At 46.6% G+C, this 21208-nt stretch carries 21 protein-coding genes; 6 read left to right on the forward strand and 15 right to left on the reverse strand.

Annotated elements, in window-relative coordinates:
- Positions 1–293: 293 nt before the first annotated feature.
- From QTO06_RS20285 to QTO06_RS20300, 4 genes are all read right to left on the reverse strand, one after another.
- Entirely contained in the window at positions 294–1493 is a 1200-nt protein-coding gene (locus QTO06_RS20285; protein WP_005446458.1) for a NupC/NupG family nucleoside CNT transporter, read from the reverse strand.
- 236 nt (positions 1494–1729) lie between these two features.
- On the reverse strand, positions 1730–2674 hold the full coding sequence (locus QTO06_RS20290; protein ID WP_331409550.1) for a LysR family transcriptional regulator: 945 nt from the start codon (positions 2672–2674) through the stop codon (positions 1730–1732).
- A 71-nt stretch (positions 2675–2745) separates the two neighbouring features.
- The gene (locus QTO06_RS20295) at positions 2746–3717 is read right to left on the reverse strand and encodes a lytic murein transglycosylase (protein ID WP_005430863.1); all 972 of its coding nucleotides are present in this window, start codon (positions 3715–3717) and stop codon (positions 2746–2748) included.
- A gap of 48 nt (positions 3718–3765) precedes the next feature.
- Entirely contained in the window at positions 3766–4047 is a 282-nt protein-coding gene (locus QTO06_RS20300) for a YcgL domain-containing protein (protein ID WP_005430875.1), read from the reverse strand.
- A 197-nt stretch (positions 4048–4244) separates the two neighbouring features.
- Here QTO06_RS20300 and minC point away from each other — a divergent pair, with 197 nt between their 5' ends.
- Genes minC through minE form a run of 3 tightly spaced genes read left to right on the forward strand, consistent with a single transcriptional unit; the run spans position 4245 to position 6003 of the window.
- Positions 4245–4907 carry a septum site-determining protein MinC gene (gene minC, locus QTO06_RS20305; RefSeq protein ID WP_005437686.1) on the forward strand — a complete coding sequence of 221 codons (663 nt, stop codon included), beginning with the start codon at positions 4245–4247 and terminating at the stop codon, positions 4905–4907.
- Positions 4908–4924: 17 nt separating this feature from the next.
- On the forward strand, positions 4925–5737 hold the full coding sequence (gene minD / locus QTO06_RS20310) for a septum site-determining protein MinD (protein WP_005437688.1): 813 nt from the start codon (positions 4925–4927) through the stop codon (positions 5735–5737).
- Between the two features lie 2 nt (positions 5738–5739).
- Positions 5740–6003, forward strand: a complete 264-nt coding sequence (minE, locus tag QTO06_RS20315; protein ID WP_005437690.1) for a cell division topological specificity factor MinE — start codon at positions 5740–5742, stop codon at positions 6001–6003.
- A 348-nt stretch (positions 6004–6351) separates the two neighbouring features.
- Here minE and rnd read toward each other — a convergent pair whose 3' ends face one another.
- From rnd to QTO06_RS20350, 7 genes are all read right to left on the reverse strand, one after another.
- Positions 6352–7470, reverse strand: a complete 1119-nt coding sequence (gene rnd / locus QTO06_RS20320) for a ribonuclease D (RefSeq protein ID WP_005437016.1) — start codon at positions 7468–7470, stop codon at positions 6352–6354.
- Positions 7471–7557: 87 nt separating this feature from the next.
- Positions 7558–9249 carry a long-chain-fatty-acid--CoA ligase FadD gene (fadD, locus tag QTO06_RS20325; RefSeq protein WP_331409553.1) on the reverse strand — a complete coding sequence of 564 codons (1692 nt, stop codon included), beginning with the start codon at positions 9247–9249 and terminating at the stop codon, positions 7558–7560.
- 106 nt (positions 9250–9355) lie between these two features.
- Positions 9356–10210 carry an alpha/beta fold hydrolase gene (locus QTO06_RS20330; protein ID WP_331409617.1) on the reverse strand — a complete coding sequence of 285 codons (855 nt, stop codon included), beginning with the start codon at positions 10208–10210 and terminating at the stop codon, positions 9356–9358.
- A 6-nt stretch (positions 10211–10216) separates the two neighbouring features.
- Positions 10217–10774, reverse strand: coding sequence for a Slp family lipoprotein (locus QTO06_RS20335; RefSeq protein ID WP_050910775.1), 558 nt, complete (start codon positions 10772–10774; stop codon positions 10217–10219).
- 25 nt (positions 10775–10799) lie between these two features.
- Positions 10800–11105, reverse strand: a complete 306-nt coding sequence (locus tag QTO06_RS20340; RefSeq protein ID WP_005428720.1) for a hypothetical protein — start codon at positions 11103–11105, stop codon at positions 10800–10802.
- A 53-nt stretch (positions 11106–11158) separates the two neighbouring features.
- A complete protein-coding gene (tsaB, locus tag QTO06_RS20345; protein WP_228904146.1) occupies positions 11159–11860 on the reverse strand; it encodes a tRNA (adenosine(37)-N6)-threonylcarbamoyltransferase complex dimerization subunit type 1 TsaB in 702 nt (233 codons plus the stop codon).
- Between the two features lie 45 nt (positions 11861–11905).
- The gene (locus tag QTO06_RS20350) at positions 11906–13831 is read right to left on the reverse strand and encodes an ATP-dependent DNA helicase (RefSeq protein WP_331409554.1); all 1926 of its coding nucleotides are present in this window, start codon (positions 13829–13831) and stop codon (positions 11906–11908) included.
- 217 nt (positions 13832–14048) lie between these two features.
- On the opposite strand from QTO06_RS20350, the gene purU reads away from it, so the two are divergent.
- On the forward strand, positions 14049–14882 hold the full coding sequence (purU, locus tag QTO06_RS20355; protein ID WP_005428723.1) for a formyltetrahydrofolate deformylase: 834 nt from the start codon (positions 14049–14051) through the stop codon (positions 14880–14882).
- Between the two features lie 74 nt (positions 14883–14956).
- On the opposite strand, the gene QTO06_RS20360 is transcribed toward purU, so the two are convergent.
- Positions 14957–15556, reverse strand: coding sequence for a VOC family protein (locus QTO06_RS20360; RefSeq protein ID WP_331409555.1), 600 nt, complete (start codon positions 15554–15556; stop codon positions 14957–14959).
- Positions 15557–15776: 220 nt separating this feature from the next.
- On the opposite strand from QTO06_RS20360, the gene argS reads away from it, so the two are divergent.
- Positions 15777–17510, forward strand: a complete 1734-nt coding sequence (gene argS / locus QTO06_RS20365; RefSeq protein ID WP_005446437.1) for an arginine--tRNA ligase — start codon at positions 15777–15779, stop codon at positions 17508–17510.
- A gap of 104 nt (positions 17511–17614) precedes the next feature.
- Positions 17615–18043: an HIT family protein gene (locus tag QTO06_RS20370; protein ID WP_005446436.1), complete on the forward strand. Its 429-nt coding sequence runs from the start codon at positions 17615–17617 to the stop codon at positions 18041–18043.
- Positions 18044–18154: 111 nt separating this feature from the next.
- Here the strand turns inward: QTO06_RS20370 and QTO06_RS20375 are convergent, their stop codons facing one another.
- From QTO06_RS20375 to QTO06_RS20385, 3 genes are read right to left on the reverse strand one after another with little or no spacing between them, the layout of a single operon-like run.
- Positions 18155–18385: a FeoC-like transcriptional regulator gene (locus QTO06_RS20375; RefSeq protein ID WP_005426709.1), complete on the reverse strand. Its 231-nt coding sequence runs from the start codon at positions 18383–18385 to the stop codon at positions 18155–18157.
- Positions 18382–20658, reverse strand: coding sequence for a Fe(2+) transporter permease subunit FeoB (gene feoB / locus QTO06_RS20380; protein WP_039841465.1), 2277 nt, complete (start codon positions 20656–20658; stop codon positions 18382–18384). The genes QTO06_RS20375 and feoB overlap by 4 nt, the downstream gene beginning before the upstream one ends.
- Positions 20658–20885 carry a FeoA family protein gene (locus QTO06_RS20385; RefSeq protein WP_005426705.1) on the reverse strand — a complete coding sequence of 76 codons (228 nt, stop codon included), beginning with the start codon at positions 20883–20885 and terminating at the stop codon, positions 20658–20660. Before QTO06_RS20385 ends, feoB begins: the two co-directional genes overlap by 1 nt.
- Positions 20886–21208: the final 323 nt, after the last annotated feature.

The following is a 21208-nucleotide window of genomic DNA, read 5'->3' on the forward strand; positions in this document are numbered from 1 at the left end:
CTTCGCCACTGATTTTACGGTATCAGGAGAATCTAAAGATTGCTGTACAGCTTGTTTCTTGAAACCTTCTGAATGTTTTCGGACAGTTTTTACTTTCATCGCACTCAAATTCCAATATTGAGTGTCTACTTTATTGGGGTCATATCAGATTCGAAGAAATGAAAAGGGTTGACGATAAACGTCAACCCTTTTGCTTTTTGAGGGAGTAAGAAGAAGTGCTTGAGCCAAAGCTCCCTCCTCTACTCTCTCGAAGCGAAGCGTTCCCGATTCCAGAAGCGCAGCGCTCTAATAGGTTACAAACTCAAAATCACGCCAGCGATTGATGCACTCATCAAGTTCGCCATTACGCCAGCAGCAATTGCACGGAAGCCGTACTTCGAGATGAATGAACGCTTCTCTGGTACGAGTGAGCCTAGACCACCAATCAGCATCGCCATGGTTGAGATGTTTGCGAAACCACACAGTGCAAAGGTTACGATAGCTTGTGAGTGTGCGCTTAGCTGCGACTTCACTTCCATCAGTTGGATGAAGGCTACGAACTCGTTTACCACGATCTTGTTACCGATCAGAGAACCGGCCACGATAGCTTCGTTCCAAGGAATACCTAGCAACCATGCGATTGGTGCGAATAGGTAGCCAAGTACTAGCTCGAAGCTCAGTTCCATACCGAATAGACCGCCGAACCAGCCTAGAATACCGTTTAGCATTGCAATAACACTTACGAACGCCAATAGGGTTGCACCTACCGCCACTGCGATGCGTAGACCAGACATTGCGCCGTCTGCCATTGCTTCAACCACATTGGTTGCACGTGGCATTTCTACTTGGTCTAGGTCGATATCTGGTGTTGTGGTGTCTGTCTCTGGCATCATGATTTTTGCCATCAGAAGACCTGCAGGCGCTGACATGAATGCTGCCGCGATTAGGAAGTTAAGATCCACACCCAGTGATGCGTAACCCACTAGCGTGCCACCAGCAACCGATGCCAAACCACCAGTCATTACTGCAAAGAACTGAGAATCGCTCATGTGCTTCAGGTATGGCTTTACTACTAGCGGCGCTTCAATCATACCAACGAAGATGTTCGCTGTTGCAGATAACGATTCTGCACGACCGGTACCAAGCAAACGCTGTAGGCCACCACCGATTAGGTTGATCACTTTTGGCATTAGACCGATGTGGTACAAACCAGAAATCAGTGCCGAGAAGAAGATGATGATACCAAGTACGTTGATCGCGAAGGTAAAGCCGTTGGTCGCAAGACCGCCGAATAGGAACGCGATGCCCTCTTGACCGTAGTTGATTAGGTTAGAAACCGCGCCGGTTACTGCGTTAAGCGCCTCTTTACCCGCTGGTACGTAAAGTACCAATAGCGCGAAGATTACTTGCAGAGCAAAAGCCAAAGACACCGTTCGTAGACGAATGTTCTTACGGTTAGTCGAAAGCAGCCATGCTACGAATAGGATGGCTACGATACCAAGAATTGAGTTCATAAAATGAATCCGACAAAAGGGGGAACAGGAAAGGCGTCGGATTGTATAGAGCGTAAAAAATGCTGCAAGTTGGGGATGTTAACAGGCTGAGAATCTCGCCTGCCCACTATTTAACCAGCAAAATAACTCGTTGAATTAAATAAAGATAAACGTTTGCCTAAAGTTATTATTTCCAAATGGAAAAGATGTTTCTGGATTTGGAAAAATTTTGTGATTCAAATCACCTTATTAATTCCCTACTTAGGAATCGAAATATACGGCGCTAATCGCTGATCCCAGTGGCAAGGCGATCCAATCTTCTGTTTAATAAATTCGATCACTGCTGAGATCTTTTTCGGCATATGCTGACGACTTGGGTACACCGCATAAAACGGCATGGATTGGCTGGCTTTCCAATCAGGTAGAAGCTGAATCAGCTTACCTGAGCGGAATTCATCCCCCAGCAAATAAGTGGCTAAGTAAGCAATCCCCCACCCTGCGATTGCGGCATCACGCACCGCTTCTGCTAAATCGACTGAGTAGTTGCCAGAGACTTTCACGTTGAGTTCTTGCTCGCGATTGGTGAACGCCCAACTGGTGTAGTCACGCTCCCAACTGCGGTAAATAAGGCAGTTATGCTGCGACAAATCATTCGGTTCGTTTGGCGTATCGAACTTGAGTAAGTAATCCGGCGATGCAGCAACCACGAATTGGCAATCTGCTAAGCGCTGAGCAATGTAGCCTTCTGGTAGGTGTTCATTATTGGTGATCCACAAATCCAAACCTTCTTCGAGCATATCGACTTTGTAATCGAACAAATGCACTTCGACTTGCAGTTGCGGGTATTTCTCACGAAGTTCTTGAATGGCAGGAATGATGTGCAGCGTGCCAAAAGACTGCGACAAACCAAGACGAACCAAACCGGCGACTTCATCGCGTTGGCTTTCCATCTCTAACGTGGCGCTGCTAACGGCTTGCACCACTTGTTCACAATGGTGATAGAAGGTTTGCCCCGCTTCGGTTGGCGTGAAGCTGCGCGTGGTGCGTTGCACAAGCTTGATACCAAGTGAAGCTTCCAACTGGCTGAGCTGTTTACTAACGTGAGAAACAGACACGCCTAGGCTCTTTGCCGCAGCGGTAAAGTTCTTGTGTTTGATCAACGCTGAGAAGATCACCATTTGTGCAGCACGTTCAGATAACACACAAACCTCGTTTCAAGTAGAGAAAACAAAGGGCTCCGAAGAGCCCCTTTTTATTCGTTTATACATTCAACCTAGAATGTGATGCGGTCAGCTAAGTGACTTACCGCCAGTGCGAAGTAGTAAGAGCGGTTCCACTTCATCAACACATTGTAGTTGTTGTACACCAAGTAAGTACGGCCGTTCTCATCGTCTGGCATGATCAGCCAAGCTTTGATGTCTTCGTCCAGCTTAGGAAGTGGGCTGCCATCGTATTTGGTGATGCCAAGCTTGCTCCACTCTTGCAAGTACTTACCTTTTTCCGCTTCGCGACCTTGCAGGTTGTGGTCGATGCCGTGTGGTACTTTAACCTGGCGACCCCAAGTGAACTTATCATCCCAGCCAGATTTGCTTAGGTAGTTCGCAGTAGACGCAAACACGTCCGCTTCTGATTGCCAGATGTCTTTCTTGCCGTCGCCGTTACCATCCGCAGCAAAGCGTAGGAATGAGCTTGGCATAAACTGACATTGGCCCATTGCGCCAGCCCAAGAACCTTTGAAGTTCTCTAGCTCGATATGACCTTCATCTAGGATTTGTAGCGCCGCCATGGTTTCTTTACGGAAGAACTCTTCACGACGACCTTCAAACGCCATGGTCGACAAAGCGTCGATCACGCGGAAGTTACCAGTGAACTTACCGAAGTTACTTTCCACGCCCCAAAGTGCAACGATAAAGCGCGGCTGCACGCCAAACTCATCGCCAATGCGCTTAAGTTCAGCGTAGTGCTCTTTATACAGTTGCTTCGCTTGCTTAACCTTCCACTCAGGTACCGCGCGCGGAATGTATTCATCTAACGTCAGTTTCTTCTCAGGTTGGTTACGGTCGGCTTTTACGGCGCGTGGTTTGTATTCCACATCTGCAAAAGCGGCACTGATCACCTGTTCGGAAATGCCTTTATCACGCGCTTCTGCACGCAATTTGTTTAGGTATTCATCAAAGCCATCGCTGCTTGCAAAGGCTGAAGTGCACATACCAACGCTGAGCATTGCTGCCAGTATCTTTTTCATATCGCCCTCCTTGAGCGAAGCAGAATTCCCAGATGAAAAGCGGTGACGTTATTCGCCTTTCTGCTGGGCTTTTTGTTCTTTGTATTTTTCTAGTAGGTTTTCCGGCGGAGGCGGAACCTGTAGAAAGAAACCATCATTGATTAGTGACGTTTTCACTTTCTCGACATCAACTTGTGCCAAAGTACGACCATCAAGTTTGATTGTCATCACCGGCATAGGCTTACCGAACATCTGCATTAACGTGTCAGGAACCTGTGAGAAATCATCCTTTTTCGGAATATAGAGATAAGTGCCTTCTTTTCTGGAACTTTTATAAATAGAACAAAGCATGACGAGCCTTTTGTGCTGATTTACCCGCTTTGAATGCGGATTTTGTTGAAAACGTAAAATTCTCGCAAACTTGATAGCAAATTTGAGATTAATTCACTTATTTGCCCGCTTGAGAACTTGCTGCGCTAAAGGATGAAATATAACATGACAGACCTAGTTTAAGGCAACGCTCTTTCAATAAAGGCAAGAAGTCCACGATGACCCATTCACCTGACCTTAAAGGTAGCAGTTTTACATTGTCAGTTTTACACCTTTCTGACAACGAGATCGCTAAGACTGTCGAATTTTTGCAAGAAAAGGTTTCTCAAGCACCCTCTTTCTTCGCATCCGCACCTCTGGTTATCAATATAGCAAAAGTAGAAGGCGATATTGATTTCACCGCACTTAAACAAGGCATCGCCGATGCAGGGTTTATTCCGGTTGGTGTGACTGGCTGTAAAGATAAGCGCGTTCAAAACCTTGCCTCAGAAGCGGGCTTCGCCATCATGTCTGCGAGCAAATCTCCAACTCAAGCACCAGCGAAAATGGCGCCGACCAAAATCGTTCGTACTCCTGTGCGTTCTGGTCAGCAGATTTACGCCAAAGACGGTGACTTGGTTGTACTGGCACACGTAAGCGCTGGTGCAGAAGTGATTGCTGATGGCTCTATCCACATTCATGGCACCCTACGCGGACGTGCCATTGCTGGGGCGAGCGGCCAACAAGAAGCACGAATTATTTGTCACGATTTACAAGCTGAACTGGTTTCCATTGCAGGAGATTACTGGTTGAGCGATCAAATTGAGAGTGAGTATTGGCAAAAGAAAGTAATGATCAGTAAAGCCGAAGAATCATTACATCTAGAAACACTCACGATTTAGTCTAAAAAGGAAATAAAATGGCACGCATTATTGTAGTAACGTCTGGTAAAGGTGGCGTTGGTAAAACCACTTCAAGCGCAGCCATCGCCTCGGGTCTGGCTCTTAAGGGCAAAAAGACTGCGGTGATCGATTTTGATATCGGCTTGCGTAACCTCGATCTTATCATGGGCTGTGAACGCCGCGTGGTGTATGACTTTGTTAACGTCATCAACGGTGAAGCAACGCTTAACCAAGCGATGATCAAAGACAAGCGCACAGATAACCTATTCATTCTTCCAGCTTCTCAAACACGTGATAAAGATGCACTAACCAAAGATGGCGTGCAACGTGTGTTCACCGAGTTGGATGAAATGGGCTTCGACTTCATCATCTGTGACTCTCCAGCAGGTATCGAGCAAGGTGCTCTGATGGCGCTGTACTATGCAGATGAAGCGATTGTAACGACAAACCCAGAAGTGTCTTCGGTACGAGACTCTGACCGTATCCTAGGTATTTTGGATTCTAAGTCGCTACGAGCTGAGCAAGGTCTTGAGCCAGTTAAGCAGCACCTATTGCTGACGCGTTACAACCCATCTCGCGTAACACAAGGTGAGATGCTAAGCGTTGAAGACGTAGAAGAGATCCTACACATTTCTCTACTGGGCGTGATTCCAGAAAGCCAAGCAGTTCTAAACGCATCAAACAAAGGTGTGCCAGTGATCTTTGACGAGAACACAGACGCTGGCATGGCTTACTCTGATACGGTAGACCGCCTACTGGGCAACCAGGTTGAATTTCGTTTCCTTACTGAGGAGAAGAAAGGACTCTTTAAACGACTATTCGGAGGCTAGACATGTCACTACTAGAATTTTTCCGCCCACAAAAGAAAACTTCTGCGAATCTAGCCAAAGAGCGTTTGCAGATCATCGTTGCTGAGCGTCGTAGCCAGAACGATCCTGCGCCTTCTTACTTGCCTCAATTGAAAGAGGACATCTTGAAGGTGATCAGCAAATACGTTGCGATTGATCCAAACATGGTGGATTTGACGTTTGAACATAAGGACGATGATATTTCGGTTCTTGAGCTAAACGTGAAGTTGCCAGAAGACGAGAAGTAATTACTTTTCGGCTTTAATTGAGAGTCTTCCTTTTCGTCATTCTGGTCAACGAGGTACGAACGCGATTCAGTACCTATGACTAGCATGCTCGGGTTATGGATAAAAGACTTTGAATTCAAAGCGAGCTGTCAGTAGATTCGTAGTCTCACTTAAGCTTTTGGCTTTCACTCAGCTTCGCTGGAATGACTCAAGACCCCTTCGTCATTCTGAACAGCGAGGCACGAGCGTGATTCAGAATCTACGACTAGCGTGCTCGGGTTGTTGAAAATAGGTTTTGGCTTCAAAGCCAATTACAAATGCGTGTTACAAAAAAGGTTGGCGATAGTGCCAACCTTTTTTATTTGGTACTTACTTCAGCACCTTATTCATCTTCTCGCCGAGTAATTCAAGACGCCAGCCTTGCATCACATCCGGTAGACGCGCTGGATCGCGGTCTTTCTTCCATACCCAACTGATGATTTGGTTGATCTGCTTTTTAGACGCCAAGAACTCGGTCGCCAAGCCTGATTTTTGCGATGCTACCTTCACCACATCTTTCATATTCTTGAAGATTTGCTTGTACCCTGGGTAATCCATCAAACGTTCAATTTTCGCTGGGTAATCATCGGCAGGTGTTTGCTTTGCACTTTTCACGATGGCCGCAATTCGTGCGCCGTGGCGGTTAATCGCACGAATGTCGATGCCTTCCGCTTCCATCTTCTTAAAGTTTGTCAGCCCAAGGCGAGCCACCGTCAGCAAGTCGCCTTCTTTGAAGATGAAGTTCAACGCAAGGTCGCGCTTGATCGCTTCGCGGTAGCGCCAAGTCGCCAAAGGCTTAAGAATCGCTAGTTCAGCCGGTCTTAGTTGCCATGCACCTTTGATATCTAGGTAGACGGTTTCTTCATTTAAGTTACGAATACGCTTTGATACAAGCAGGTCACTCTCTTGCTGAACCGCTTCCCACCAGCCTGCTTCGTTCACTTTATCTAATAGCTTCTCGTAAAGAGGCATTAGGTAGTGTACGTCGGCCGCGGCGTAATCAAGCTGCTTTTGAGTAAGTGGGCGCGCCATCCAATCAGTGCGAGATTCGCTCTTGTCTAGCTCCACGCCTAGGTATTCTTCCACCAGCGTAGCAAAGCCCGTCGACAGGCCGTGACCTAGGAAAGCTGCCATCAACTGCGTATCCACCATTGGGAATGGTGTGCAGCCAAAAGCATTTTGGAAGACTTCTAAATCTTCACCACACGCGTGCAGTACTTTTAGTACTGAGGTGTCTTTTAGCAACTCGACGAACGACGTCATGTCAGTCAGTTCAGTCGGGTCGATAAGGGAAAGTTGTTTGCCATCGAAAAGCTGAATCAAACCTAGTTGCGGATAGTAAGTCCTGATTCGCACGAATTCGGTATCCAGCATAACTACGTCGGCTTCTCTTGCTAGAGCGCAGACTTCTTCTAGGTCTTTGTTTTTCGTAATGATCTGATAGTTCACATGCTTCTCGCTATAAAAAAATGCCAGCAAAACGCTGGCATTCTAACACTATTTGGCAATAAATGATTGTTGCACAAAGAAATCCGCTTATGCGCTCTTCTTCGCTAGCTCTGCGTCGTTCTCTTCACGCAGTACGCGACGAAGGATCTTACCTACGTTGGTCTTAGGTAAGTCTTCACGGAACTCAACCAACTTAGGCACTTTGTAGCCCGTTAGGTGTTGGCGACAGTGTGCAATCACTTCGTCTTTGGTTAGGCTTGGATCGCGTTTTACAACGTAGATCTTCACTAACTCACCAGACACTTCGTGAGGCTGACCGATTGCCGCAACTTCTAGCACTTTACCGTGCAGTGCAACTACGTCTTCGATTTCGTTCGGGTAAACGTTGAAGCCAGACACAAGAATCATGTCTTTCTTGCGGTCAACAATGTGTAGGAAACCTTCATCATCAAATTTAACGATGTCACCTGTCGATAGCCAACCGTCTTCGTTGATCACTTCTTTAGTCGCTTCTGGGCGCTGCCAGTAACCTTGCATCACTTGAGGACCGCGCACTTGAAGCTCACCTGTCTCTGTGTTTGCTAGTGGGTTACCTTCTTCATCAACAATACGTACTTCAGTTGATGGTACAGGCAGACCGATAGAACCGTTGTATTCCACTAGGTCGTGCGGGTAAGCTGCCACCAATGGAGAACATTCTGTTAGACCGTAACCTTCTAGTAGGTAACAGCCTGTGGTCTTTTGCCATTTTTCAGCGACGGCACGTTGCACTGCCATACCACCACCTACTGCTAGGCGAAGGTTGCTGAAATCTAGCTCATGGAAATCTTCGTTATTCACTAGCGCGTTAAACAGCGTGTTTACGCCAGTAATCGCAGTGAACTGGTATTTTTGCAGCTCTTTCACAAAGCCCGGAATATCACGCGGGTTAGTGATAAGCAGGTTGTTACCGCCCATTTCGACGAACAGTAGACAGTTCACCGTCAGCGCGAATACGTGGTAAAGCGGCAGTGCCGTAACAACAAGCTCGCGTCCTGGTGCCAAAACTGGACCATAAGCGCCTTTCGCCTGCATTACGTTAGCGATCATGTTGCGATGCGTCAGGATTGCGCCTTTCGCTACGCCCGTTGTACCACCAGTGTACTGCAGGAATGCGATATCATCGCCAGACATAAATGGTTTCACGTACTGAAGACGACGACCTTTGTGCAACGCTTTACGCATTGAGATTGCACCCGGTAGATCGTACTTAGGCACCATGCCCTTCACGTACTTAACCACGAAGTCGACAAGTGTACCTTTTGCACGTGGCAGCATTTGACCAAGACTGGTCAGAACCACGTGTTTCACTGGCGTATTTTCTACGATTTGCTCTAGTGTGTTCGCGAAATTAGAAACGATAACGATCGCCGTTGCGCCAGCATCGTTTAGCTGGTGCTCAAGCTCACGAGGAGTGTAAAGTGGGTTCACGTTCACAGCGATACAGCCTGCACGCAAAATACCAAATAGCGCGACAGGGTATTGAAGCAGGTTTGGCATCATAAGAGCAACGCGGTCGCCCTTCTTCAGCTTAAGTTCGTTTTGTAGGTATGCGGCGAATGCGCGGCTACGCTCTTCCAATTTGCGGAAGGTCATGACCGAGCCCATGTTCATGAATGCCGGTTGGTCTGCGTATTTTTGAACAGACTGCTCGAACATTTCTACCAAAGACTCATATTGCTCTGGATTAATGGTTTCAGGTACGTCACTTGGATAACGTGAAAGCCATGGTTTATCCACGATGTTACTCCTCGTTTATAACTGGCTAAAAAATAGCGTCCTTTTTATTTTGAGCACTATTACAGCACAGCAAACGTGCTTGAGCACGTAACTCTCAAACACTTGTTTAAATTTTGTTAACTACACCAAGAATTCGCTTTGCGACCTCGAGTGTTTGCTCTAAATGGCAATGATGCCCACCCGCGACAGAAACCACATTCGGTGGATTTTCGCCCCAATCGACTTGGTTAGACTGTAAATGCTGAAATCCTTTGTCACCCAATATGATTAGGTGCGGACAGCGTATTTGGCTGGTGATCGAGTTCGCGTGATCCTGTGCCATGCGATAAAGAGAATCGCACTTTAATTTGGCATCGTGTCGCCAAAACCATTGGTTATCACGACATTCAGTTCCGCGCTCTACGATTGGCATCAACTGCTCGGCGGTCAGATGATTCGCTTGCATGCGTAGCTTTAACGCCAGATCGAAAGAAGCGATAGCTCGCTCCGGTTTGTTGCGTTGACGTTGCCGGCTAAGGACACCATCACGCAGTCGTTTTACGCTATTGGAAGGCTGTTCTGCGAGTGGACCCGCACCTTCAATTTGCACTAACGCTTCGACCTGTTCAGGAAAGGCAGCACTATAGCAACTTGCGATTAAAGCGCCTAGTGAATGACCTACTAACACCAGTCTGTTTGGCGATAATTCATCCAATAATTGGTGTAAATCAGCAATGTAGTCGTGGAAGAGGTAGTAATTGTCCGAGGATTTATGACTGGATAAGCCATGACCAAATAGGTCAATTGCCAGTAAATGAAGATCAGGGTTACGCTGATGGATGGCGTTCATCAAGGTTTTGAAGCTGCCCGCGTTATCCATCCACCCATGAAGAAAAACGACTGAACAAGCAGTCGTTTTTTCGTTTCCGATCTCTAAGGCTGCCATGCTCCCATTTGGGAGTGCAAAACGGCGCTCATTCATCACAGATTATTTAACCTTCTTGATCACCTTGCCGTCTTGCGGGAAATCCGAACGCATCATACGGCAGTTAATGGAGTAACAAGGGTAGTAATAGGTTGGCGTATCGTACATACGTACGCGCTCTTCAATCTTCCATAGGCGGTAGCCATCGCCTTTGATCGCCGGGAAGATGTATTGGTGCTCACCAATTTTGCCTTCTTCTTCGCCCACGCCTTTACCAACAACGGTAATAAGTCGGCCTTGGCTAAACGCAACCGGCTCTAGGTAACCATCAAAGTACACTGCGAAGCGACCCGTTGGTTCTTGGTCAATATCCGGCTTACCTGATTTGCTGATTGGCAGGTTTACGATCTCCAGACGCGTTTGGTCTTTCAAGTTATCCACTTTCGCGATAACACCACCAAGGCGGACATCGTTAGCAGCCTGTCCTTGGTCTTCGGCAAAGGTTTTGTAATCCGTCAAAACCTGCTCGGTGCTTGCATTCAACTCTTCAGGAAGAGAACTACAGGCAGAAAGCCCGAATGCCGCGATAATAACCAGAAAAATACGTCCAGAAAGTTTCATAAACCCCCACTATAAATTCGTTGTTTTACACATAGATATCGACACCAAGTAACTGAGCAAGTTCCTCTTTCTTTGCTCGATTCATGACGTCCATATACTGTTCCATTGCTTTGCGAGCATGACCCTCGGGCAAATCATATTGCACTTGAGCGCGATGAATCTGAGACTCATCCACTTGTTTGATGGAATGCGCGACGGCGTTCGCCACCTTAGAAGGTTGACCAACGGACTGCTTATCTTGAGTTTTCTTTACCTGCCCTTTTTTACCGACTTTATTGGTGCGATTTGCACCCGGTATTAACGCAGGAGGTAAACCATTGATAGACGCCATAACGCTCCATAAAAATACAGGGCAAACGCCCCGTATATTCTAGTAGTGATGAATTATTCGCGACCCGGAAGTTTCTTCCACGTCACATTATCACGCAGATAAACCGGGCTCGATTCTTCTACTGGGACTGTGTTGCCTTTCTTAAGTTCCTGCTCAGCAAGAATCACAATGTCTTGTGAATCAGGGTAAAGAACATCGCCACTGGTGACGTTGAATGGCAGTTTGCCAAGATCTTCTTGGTAAGCATCCCAACCAGTACCCGCTTTAGTCCACGTTTTGTCGTCTGCTTGTGCTTCTTCCGATAGACGCGCTGGTGGAATAACACATTCTGCATCCACACCTGCCCATTCACCGTTTTCTTGGCGAGTGTAACGTGCCCAGTAAACTTCACTCATACGCGCATCAATCGCAACCGCGACATCCGTTGCACCGTGCAGGCGGTAGCTTGCTTGTGCCATCGCAGCCAGCGTTGAAACGCCAATCATTGGTAAGTCAGCACCAAACGCCAGACCTTGCGCGATACCAATACCGATACGAACGCCAGTAAAGCTGCCCGGACCACGACCAAACGCCAATGCATCTAGATCTTGTAGAGTCAGACCTGCTTCTTTCAGTACTTCGTCTACCATAGGCAGTACTTTCTTAGTGTGGTCGCGAGGAGCCACTTCACTGCGTGAAATCACTCGGTCATTAACCAGTAGCGCAACTGAACAGTTCTCAGTTGCCGTATCGATAGCAAGAATTTTTGCGCTCATGTAACTCTCTACAATTCTTCTTTAATTTGTTGATGCCACAGCGCATTAGTCTGCGGCAGGTTGTTCTGTTTTTAGGAATGTTTTGATTCGTTCCAAATCCCGTGTTCTTGGGATGGGCGGTAAACTGCCGAGGAAGATGCCACCGTAATCACGCGTTACCAAACGGTTGTCGCAAATGATTAAGGCACCATGATCTTTTTGGTCTCGAATCAAACGTCCTACGCCCTGCTTTAACGTGATAACCGCATCCGGGATTTGCACTTCTGCAAACGGCTCACCGCCACGTAATCGACAATCTTCGATTCGGGCTTTGAGTAGCGGGTCATCAGGAGCAGTAAACGGTAATTTGTCGATGATAACACAGCTCAGCGCATCACCTCTAACATCGATCCCCTCCCAGAATGCCCCAGTCGCCACCAGCAGCGCGTTACCCAGTTCCATAAACTCGGCAAGGGTCTTTTGTTTGCTCATCTCACCTTGCATCAGCACAGGCAGATCCAATACTTCACGGAAGCGTTCACCAAGCTCACGCATCATGCTGTGTGAAGTACATAGAAAGAAACAACGCCCGTCGTTTTCTTCAATCACAGGCGCCAGCATTCGCACCAGTTTGTCGGCTAAGCCTGGGCTGTTTGGCTCTGGTAAATAACGAGGCACACACAAACGTGCTTGCTTCTCATAATCGAACGGAGATGGCAACGAAAACTGCTGCTTCGGCTTCAATCCAAGACGATCGGTAAAGTGTTTAAAGTCACCCGATACCGCTAGGGTTGCAGAAGTGAAAATCCACGCGCCTTGTTTGATTTCGATTTGCTCATGGAATTTATCCGCCACCGATAGCGGCGTAATGTGCAACGCAAAGTGACGGGGAGACGTATCGTACCAGTATGAGTAACCGGTAATATCGACATCACAGACGCGGTCAATTCGCCCTTTGATCAAGTTGGCACGCTCAAAGGCAGTATCCAGCAATTGGCTTCGACCTAGCGCCAGTTTCAACACATCAATCGCCAGATCTAAACTGTCAGTCAAACGAACCAATTCACGTTTGATTGATTCCGATTGCAGCGCTTCACGCCAATTACCACGAAAGCCCGGTTCACCCAGTACGATGCGCATATCCATGGCACTTTGCATCAGCTTATCGCCGACTTTTTGCAGTTGGCGCATGTCTTTTGCTTCTGTACGGTAGGCAATCTCAATGTCTTTGGCGAGCTCTTGGATCTGTCGGCTAGAGATCGATTGTCCGAAGTATTCGCTGGCAATGTCTGGAAGCTGGTGGGCTTCATCGAAAATGAATACGTCGCCTTCTGGGATCAATTCACCGAAACCGGTTTCTTTGATCGCAAGGTCTGCAAGGAACAAGTGGTGGTTAACGACAACAATGTCTGAATCCATTGCGCGTTTGCGTGCTTTTAAGACGAAACAATCGGTGTAGCTCGGACACTCTTTACCCAAACAGTTATCGTTGGTGGAGGTTATGGTTGGGATGATCATGCTGTCTTCTGGCAGATCCTCACAATCACCTAAATCGCCCGTTTTGGTTTCAGACGACCAAGTGCGGAGTTTAACCAATTGAGTCAACAATGTTGGATCGGCTTCATTAGTATGGCTCTCGACCATTTGTCGGCTAAGACGATCCAAACATAGGTAGTTGGAACGCCCTTTTAATAGCGCGACTTGTCCATAAAAGCCCAAAGCACTGACCATCAACGGCAGGTCACGGTGATACAACTGCTCTTGCAGGTTCTTCGACCCCGTACTGATGATGACTTTTTTGCCGCTTAATAACGCAGGCACAAGGTAAGCGAAGGTTTTACCCGTTCCCGTTCCGGCTTCAACCACCAGTTGAGTTTGGTCTTTGATCGCACTGCTGACAGCTTCTGCCATATCGATTTGTGGCTGGCGAGCTTGAAAGCCCGGAATGGCTTTGCCTAACGCGCCCTCAGAGGAGAATGTTTTTGCGATCATGCCTGACATCTGGTTGGAAAAATTGTCGAGAGTATATCAGGAGTTGAGCGTAAACATCAGCCAACAAAAGCACTAGGTTTTAGCATCGCGCGGATAATTTGTTGAAACCGCGCCGAGAATAGATTATTTATGAAGTCAGATTGCAGTACGATTCACGCTTCTGACGTGACCCTTTTATTCGTACGCTAGAAAAATAATGCATGGAAGTATCTGATTTATGGAAAAGAAAACACTGTTAACCCATTGTTCTGACGCACCGGGTTTGATCTCAAAAATCACCAATATCTGTTATAAGCATCAGCTGAATATCGTTCATAATAACGAGTTTGTTGATAACACCAGTGGGCACTTTTTCATGAGAACCGAGTTGGAGGGTTACTTCAACGATCAAACGCTACTCGCCGATTTAGACCAAGCACTGCCACAAGGTGCAAAACGCAAACTTATCAGCTCTCGCCGCAAACGCATCGTTATCCTAGTGACCAAAGAAGCGCACTGTCTGGGTGATATTCTGATGAAGACTTACGATGGCAGCTTAGATGTTGAAATTGCTGCGGTTGTTGGTAACTACGACAAACTGCAAACACTCACGGAGCGTTTTGATATTCCTTACCATCACGTTACTCACGAAGATCTTAGCCGTGAAGAGCACGAGCAGAAAATGCTTGAAGTGATTGATCAATACGATGCCGATTACCTTGTACTAGCGAAGTACATGCGTGTTCTCACTCCGACTTTCGTAGAGAAATACCGTCACAAGATCATCAACATCCACCACAGTTTCTTACCCGCTTTCATCGGTGCAAAGCCATATCAACAGGCTTACGACCGCGGTGTGAAGATCATCGGTGCAACAGCGCACTTCGTAACAAATGACTTGGATGAAGGTCCAATCATCAAGCAGGACGTTATTCCAGTGGACCACACGTTCAGCGCACAAGATATGGCGCAAGCAGGTCGCGATGTAGAGAAGAACGTGTTGAGCAAGGCTCTGAACAAAGTGATCAATGACCACGTTTTTGTGTACGGCAATAAGACAGTTATTCTTTAAGTTCATCGCATTTGAAAAAAGAAAGGGTTGCTCATTTGGCAACCCTTTCTTCTTTATAGTTGCTCAGAGCTCACTTAATCAGCCTGCTCAGACTCCACAATACGCTTGAGTGAATGCGGGTGCAGCTTGATACAAATACCTTGATACTTAAACGCCACCGTTGGGTTGTTCAAGCGCTCGCCTTCCCCTTTCGGGCTCGATAGTTTGATCTTCACACCCAGCTCTTCCAACTCGTCAAAACGCGCGCCAAACGTTGGGTAAGTGTGTTTCAAATCAGCAAGAAACTCGTCTGCGGTTTCGGCATAAGATGGAATCACGAACTCCACATGCTCCCAACTTTCGCTTGGGTAGATTTTGCCTTCCGCAGGGTATGGCAACTCCAGACACTCTATCTTCCAGCCACGGCTTTCTAACGCTTTGTCGAATTCAATAACAATAATCGGGCGACCGTTGATTTTCGCTTGTGAAATCACCTTACCGTATTGATTCCATGCTTCATGTGCGGCTTTCGCTGTTTCAGTATCATTAATACGCAGCGCAATATGGTCAGCTTGAGCAAAGCTCAGATCCAGTTTTAACAGGGATGCAAGCTCTTCAATCTTCGCCATAAATGCATCCAGATCTTGGATCATCAATTCAGGCGCTAGGCGTTTTTCAACTAGTTGAGTCGTCATTGTGGCTCTCTTATGGGGCGATTTATCTCATTACTCTGAGCGCAATAGTAAACGCAAACCAAGCCACATTTCCATTCAATCGAAAAAGTATAAATTTCCCCAATTCCTCTCTGTATGAAAAGCAATAAAGTTGTTATCATTAGCCCCATTTTTGTGAACTCCAACAGAACTCGGCACTTACTTCGCCGAGTTCTTCGTCCTTGAATTGAAGGAAACGCGTGTGAATATCCAAGCACTTATTAATGACAAAGTATCTCAGGCTCTAGAAGCCGCTGGCGCACCTGCAGGCAGTCCTGCGGCAGTACGCCAATCAGCAAAGCCACAATTTGGTGACTACCAAGCAAACGGCGTAATGGGCGTTGCTAAAAAACTGGGTACTAACCCACGAGAATTTGCACAGAAAGTACTGGATGTTCTAGACCTAGACGGTATTGCGAGCAAGACAGAAATCGCAGGTCCTGGTTTCATCAACATTTTCCTAAGCGAAGAGTTCCTAGCAAAACAAGCGGAAGCAGCATTGGCTGATTCACGTCTTGGCGTTGCAGCAGACGAAGCTCAAACTATCGTTGCTGACTACTCTGCACCAAACGTTGCTAAAGAAATGCACGTTGGTCACCTACGTTCAACCATCATCGGTGATGCAGTAGTACGTACTCTTGAGTTCCTAGGTCACAAAGTGATCCGTGCGAACCACATCGGTGACTGGGGTACTCAGTTCGGTATGCTTATCGCAAACCTTGAGCGTGTACAACAAGAGTCTGGCGAAGTTTCTATGGAGCTGGCTGACCTTGAAGGCTTCTACCGTGAGTCTAAGAAACTGTACGACGAAGACGAAGAGTTCGCAGTGAAAGCACGTAACTACGTTGTGAAACTGCAAAGCGGCGACGAGTTCTGCGCAGAAATGTGGAAGAAGCTGGTTGACGTAACCATGATCCAAAACCAACGCAACTACGATCGTCTAAACGTATCTCTATCTCGTGATGACGTAATGGGCGAGAGCATGTACAACGACATGCTACCTAAGATCGTAGCAGACCTTAAAGCACAAGGTCTTGCGGTTGAAGATGACGGTGCGCAAGTTGTGTTCCTTGAAGAATTCAAGAACAAAGACGGCGAAGCGATGGGCGTTATCGTTCAGAAACGCGACGGCGGCTTCCTATACACAACAACGGACATCGCATGTGCGAAATACCGTTACGAAGAACTAGGCGCAGACCGCGTACTTTACTTCATCGACTCTCGTCAGCACCAACACCTAATGCAAGCTTGGACTATCGTTCGTAAAGCGGGTTACGTGCCAGAGTCAGTATCTCTTGAGCACCACGCGTTTGGTATGATGCTAGGTAAAGATGGTAAGCCATTCAAGACTCGTGCAGGCGGTACGGTTCGTCTTGCTGATCTTCTTGATGAAGCAGAAGTTCGCGCAGCACAGCTGATCGAATCTAAGAACCCAGAACTAGCAGAAGACGAGAAGAAAGCGATCGCTAACACGGTTGCAATGGCAGCGGTTAAATACGCAGACCTTTCTAAGCACCGCACCACAGACTACGTGTTCGATTGGGACAACATGCTAGCGTTCGAAGGTAACACTGCACCGTACATGCAATACGCTTACACTCGAGTAGCATCTGTATTCGCTAAAGCTGGCGTTTCTATGGATGATCTACAAGGTGAAATTAAGATCACTGACGAGAAAGAAAAAGCGCTTATCGCAAAACTTATGCAGTTCGAAGAAGCGGTTCAATCTGTTGCTCGCGAAGGTCAACCACACATCATGTGTAGCTACCTATTCGAACTAGCAGGTCAGTTCTCTAGCTTCTACGAAGCGTGCCCTATCCTAGTTGCTGAAGACGAAGCAGTGAAACAAAGCCGCCTGAAACTAGCAGCACTAACAGCGAAGACCATCAAGCAAGGTCTGTCTCTACTAGGTATTGATACTCTAGAGCGTATGTAAACGATTCGAGAATCGAGATGATTTAGAAAGGTTGACGTGAAAGCGTCAGCCTTTTGTTTTATCTGGCGTATACTGATGTCATTCAATTCAAATCGGATAATATAATGAGTTTTGAACTGCACCCTCAATTGGCAAAAGACACTACTGTTATCGGTCACTTCCCACTGTGTGTGGCTCTTCTGCATAAAGACAATGCCGTGCCATGGGTTATCTTAGTCCCTAAACGTGCAAACCTAAAAGAGCTTCACCACTTGCCAATGAAAGAACAGCAACAGTTTTTGCTAGAGTCTCAGGCAGTAAGCCAAGCACTGGAAGCAACATTCCGTCCAGACAAGTTAAACTTAGGCGCACTAGGTAACATGGTGCCGCAGCTGCACATCCACCATATTGCTCGCTTCAAAGATGACGTAGCATGGCCGGGACCGGTTTGGGGTAACACCAAAGGTGAATTCCGTACAGAAGAAGAGCAAAACGAATTACTTGGTCGCATTAAAAACGTGCTGTCACTGAGCTCTATTTTCCAAAAAGCGTAACTGGGAAACTTTGCAAAGTCCGAGCTTATAAGTTGAAAAAAGCCGCATCATTGCTGATGCGGCTTTGTCGTTTTTACGTGATAATTTTTAGATGACTAATTGTGATAGTCGCTACATGGTGACTGTCAGAGACAAACCATCTTGTTTAGTCACTGAGTAGCGAACTCGAGTCACGTCATGAGCTTTATTAGTGTCAACTAAGCGGCTAATTTTACCCTTCTTAATCCACACGCTTAACATCGCGTCGGCACCATCTTCACTCATCCCAAACTGCTTAGCCAGATCTGACTGGGAGACGGTTCCTTTGTCTGCAATGTATTGATAAAGCTCTTTTAAAATCATGCTACTTGCGCCTCTAATGCACCGTTTTGCTTCTTGCCAACTCGTTTGAACACACGGTATGTGCCAAAGAAGATAGCTACGATCACTGCCATCCAAATGCCACTTGTCACTGGGCTATCTGCGAAATGCGTCAATTGGTTGTAGAACGTCGCACATAGATAAGCCAAACCCATTGTCCAAACCGCGATAAAGCGTGCAAACTTATGACCAAACTCACGTACGTAAGCGCCCATCGCCGCCACACAAGGTGTGTACAGTAGGATAAAGATTAGGTAAGCAAATGCGGCATTGCCAGAAGCAAACTGCGATTTAATGTTACCGAAGATAGAAGCATCGACTTCCTGTTCTTCTGCAACCGCATTTGAGTCAGTTAAGTCACCCACTTCAATGCCTAGTGGATCTGAGTAGCTCAAACCGGCTAGGTTTTCAGGGATACTCATTACTGCCTCTTCTAGGCTGCCCATTAGATCAAATTCTGCGTCTTCGCCGTCGCTTGGCGTCGTGTATAGACTGTTCAGCGTACCAACTACCGCCTCTTTTGCGAAGATACCAGTAATGATACCTACCGTCGCTGGCCAGTTGTCTTCTTGAACACCGATTGGTGAGAATACTGGAGTCACAACTTGCGCTGCTTTAGAAAGCACAGAGTTTTCGCTGTCTTCGTTACCAAAACTGCCATCAGTACCCAATGAGTTGAAGAAACTCAGAATAGCAACAACGATAACGATGGTTTTACCTGCACCAAGTACAAAGCGCTTTAGCTTTTGCCAAGTTTTGATCACCACGTTTTGTAGCGTCGGAAGCTCGTAATCTGGCATTTCCATTACTAGGCTATCGCTGCTACCTGGGTAAAGCGTGTGCTTAAGAAAAAGACCTGTGAAGATCGCTGCCACAATACCAAGTAGGTAAAGTGCGAATACAATATTCTGACCAGAACCTGGGAAGAATGCCGCAGCGAATAGTGCGTATACAGGCAGACGAGCACCGCATGACATAAATGGCGCCATAGATGCAGCCAGTTTACGCTCACGTTCTTGGTCTAGAGTACGAGTTGCCATGATTGACGGAACGTTACAGCCAAAACCAAGAACCAACGGTACAAATGCTTTGCCCGGTAGACCGATCTTCTGCATCACTTTATCTAGTACGAATGCTGCGCGAGCCATGTAACCTGAGCTCTCAAGTACCGCTAGGAACAGGTACAAACACGCGATAACCGGAATGAAGGTTGCAACCGTCTGGATACCACCACCAATACCATCAGCAAGAACCGTCACTAACCACACAGGCAAATGACCGTCTAACAAGTGGTGACCACCATCAACCAACAGAGCACCAACACCGATATCGAAGAAGTCGATGAATGCACTACCAATGTTGATAGAGAACATGAACATTAGGTACATCACAACAAAGAAGAATGGGATGCCCACCCACTTGTTCAAAATGAATTGGTCTAGCTTTTCAGTCACGCTGCGGCTTAGCTTACCTTCGCTACGGCGTACTTTCTTACACTCTTCATGAAGATGTGTGTATTTGGTGTCAGCCACATGAAGGTCAACATCAAGATCTAGCTCAGCAATCGTATTTTCAACACTATTGCGGTCTGCATCCGACATGCTGTTAAGAACCAGTGCATCTTTTTCTAGTGCGCGAATCGCCAATGCTCGGTGAGAAACGGTTTGATCATTGAAAAGAGCCGAAACTTTGCCGATCGCCGCTTCCATTTGTTCGCCGTAATTCAAAGCGACTTCTTTTAACGCGACACCTTGAACCACAGACTTGTGCAACTTCTCTTTAAATTCTGCTACTTGTGCTTTGTTTGTCGCTGACAGGCTAACTACCGGGCAACCCAACGTTTTTTCTAGTTCTGCAACGTTGATGATTTGGCGTTCACGCTTAAGTGCGTCCATTTTGTTTAATACAACAATCATAGGACGACCAAGTTCACGCAGTTGTAGCGTCATATATAAGCTGCGTTCAAGACTTGTTGCATCGACTACGTTGATGATCAGATCAGCAGGGTGCGTCAGAACCGCACGAGACGCGATAGACTCATCGATACTATTACTATCATTACCACTATCTAGAGAGTAGATACCCGGAAGGTCTGTCAGCAGAAATTCATCGCCAGCGTGTTTAAACTGGCCAGTTTTCTTTTCAACCGTTACACCAGCCCAGTTACCGACTTGTTGTTTTGCACCAGTAAGGCCATTAAAAAGTGTCGTTTTACCGCTATTAGGGTTACCAACAGTAAGAATTTGGTATTGCATTATGCTCGCTCCACTTCGATGTTCTGCGCAATGGTTTCTCGCAAAGCAACAGAAACACCACGGACTTCAACTTGCAATGGATCACCCATTGGCGCACGTCGAATCACTTTTACTTCTGTGTTTGGTAGTAACCCCATAACCATCAGCTTTTTTCTGACATCCGATGTGAGACCTTCCAATAATCGGATGGTCACCGTTTCTCCGGGTTTAATTTCTGATAGCTTCATAGTGGCCCTTAAGAGTATTGCTAATGATAAATATTATTATTAAGACTATTTAATGCGCCGATTCTACTCTTCTACATCACCTTAATCATTGTGTGAAATCAAAGATTTCACTATTACCACCGACAGTTTAACGTTAACTCCGTCAAGTTATATCACGTCATTTTCGTCAAAATCGAATATTTTCAGCCAAATGCAGATTAACACAAATGTAACACCCAAACTCGCAAACGGAAAAAATTGCATTAAATACAGTTAGTTATAAATAAAAATACAACTTGTCGCTTTTCTCACATAAAGCTGTCGTTATTTTTATAAGAAAAATA

The organism is Vibrio sp. M260121, from assembly GCF_036533715.1.
Taxonomy (GTDB): Bacteria; Pseudomonadota; Gammaproteobacteria; order Enterobacterales; family Vibrionaceae; genus Vibrio.

Coding starts and splice junctions, on each gene's coding strand:
- QTO06_RS20285 (WP_005446458.1), bottom strand. CDS start 1,493: ATGAACTCAATTCTTGGTATCGTAGCCATCCTATTCGTAGCATGGCTG.
- QTO06_RS20295 (WP_005430863.1), bottom strand. CDS start 3,717: ATGAAAAAGATACTGGCAGCAATGCTCAGCGTTGGTATGTGCACTTCA.
- QTO06_RS20300 (WP_005430875.1), bottom strand. CDS start 4,047: ATGCTTTGTTCTATTTATAAAAGTTCCAGAAAAGAAGGCACTTATCTC.
- minC (WP_005437686.1), top strand. CDS start 4,245: ATGACCCATTCACCTGACCTTAAAGGTAGCAGTTTTACATTGTCAGTT.
- minD (WP_005437688.1), top strand. CDS start 4,925: ATGGCACGCATTATTGTAGTAACGTCTGGTAAAGGTGGCGTTGGTAAA.
- minE (WP_005437690.1), top strand. CDS start 5,740: ATGTCACTACTAGAATTTTTCCGCCCACAAAAGAAAACTTCTGCGAAT.
- QTO06_RS20330 (WP_331409617.1), bottom strand. CDS start 10,210: ATGAATGAGCGCCGTTTTGCACTCCCAAATGGGAGCATGGCAGCCTTA.
- QTO06_RS20335 (WP_050910775.1), bottom strand. CDS start 10,774: ATGAAACTTTCTGGACGTATTTTTCTGGTTATTATCGCGGCATTCGGG.
- QTO06_RS20340 (WP_005428720.1), bottom strand. CDS start 11,105: ATGGCGTCTATCAATGGTTTACCTCCTGCGTTAATACCGGGTGCAAAT.
- tsaB (WP_228904146.1), bottom strand. CDS start 11,860: ATGAGCGCAAAAATTCTTGCTATCGATACGGCAACTGAGAACTGTTCA.
- QTO06_RS20350 (WP_331409554.1), bottom strand. CDS start 13,831: ATGATCGCAAAAACATTCTCCTCTGAGGGCGCGTTAGGCAAAGCCATT.
- purU (WP_005428723.1), top strand. CDS start 14,049: ATGGAAAAGAAAACACTGTTAACCCATTGTTCTGACGCACCGGGTTTG.
- QTO06_RS20360 (WP_331409555.1), bottom strand. CDS start 15,556: ATGACGACTCAACTAGTTGAAAAACGCCTAGCGCCTGAATTGATGATC.
- QTO06_RS20370 (WP_005446436.1), top strand. CDS start 17,615: ATGAGTTTTGAACTGCACCCTCAATTGGCAAAAGACACTACTGTTATC.
- QTO06_RS20375 (WP_005426709.1), bottom strand. CDS start 18,385: ATGATTTTAAAAGAGCTTTATCAATACATTGCAGACAAAGGAACCGTC.
- feoB (WP_039841465.1), bottom strand. CDS start 20,658: ATGCAATACCAAATTCTTACTGTTGGTAACCCTAATAGCGGTAAAACG.
- QTO06_RS20385 (WP_005426705.1), bottom strand. CDS start 20,885: ATGAAGCTATCAGAAATTAAACCCGGAGAAACGGTGACCATCCGATTA.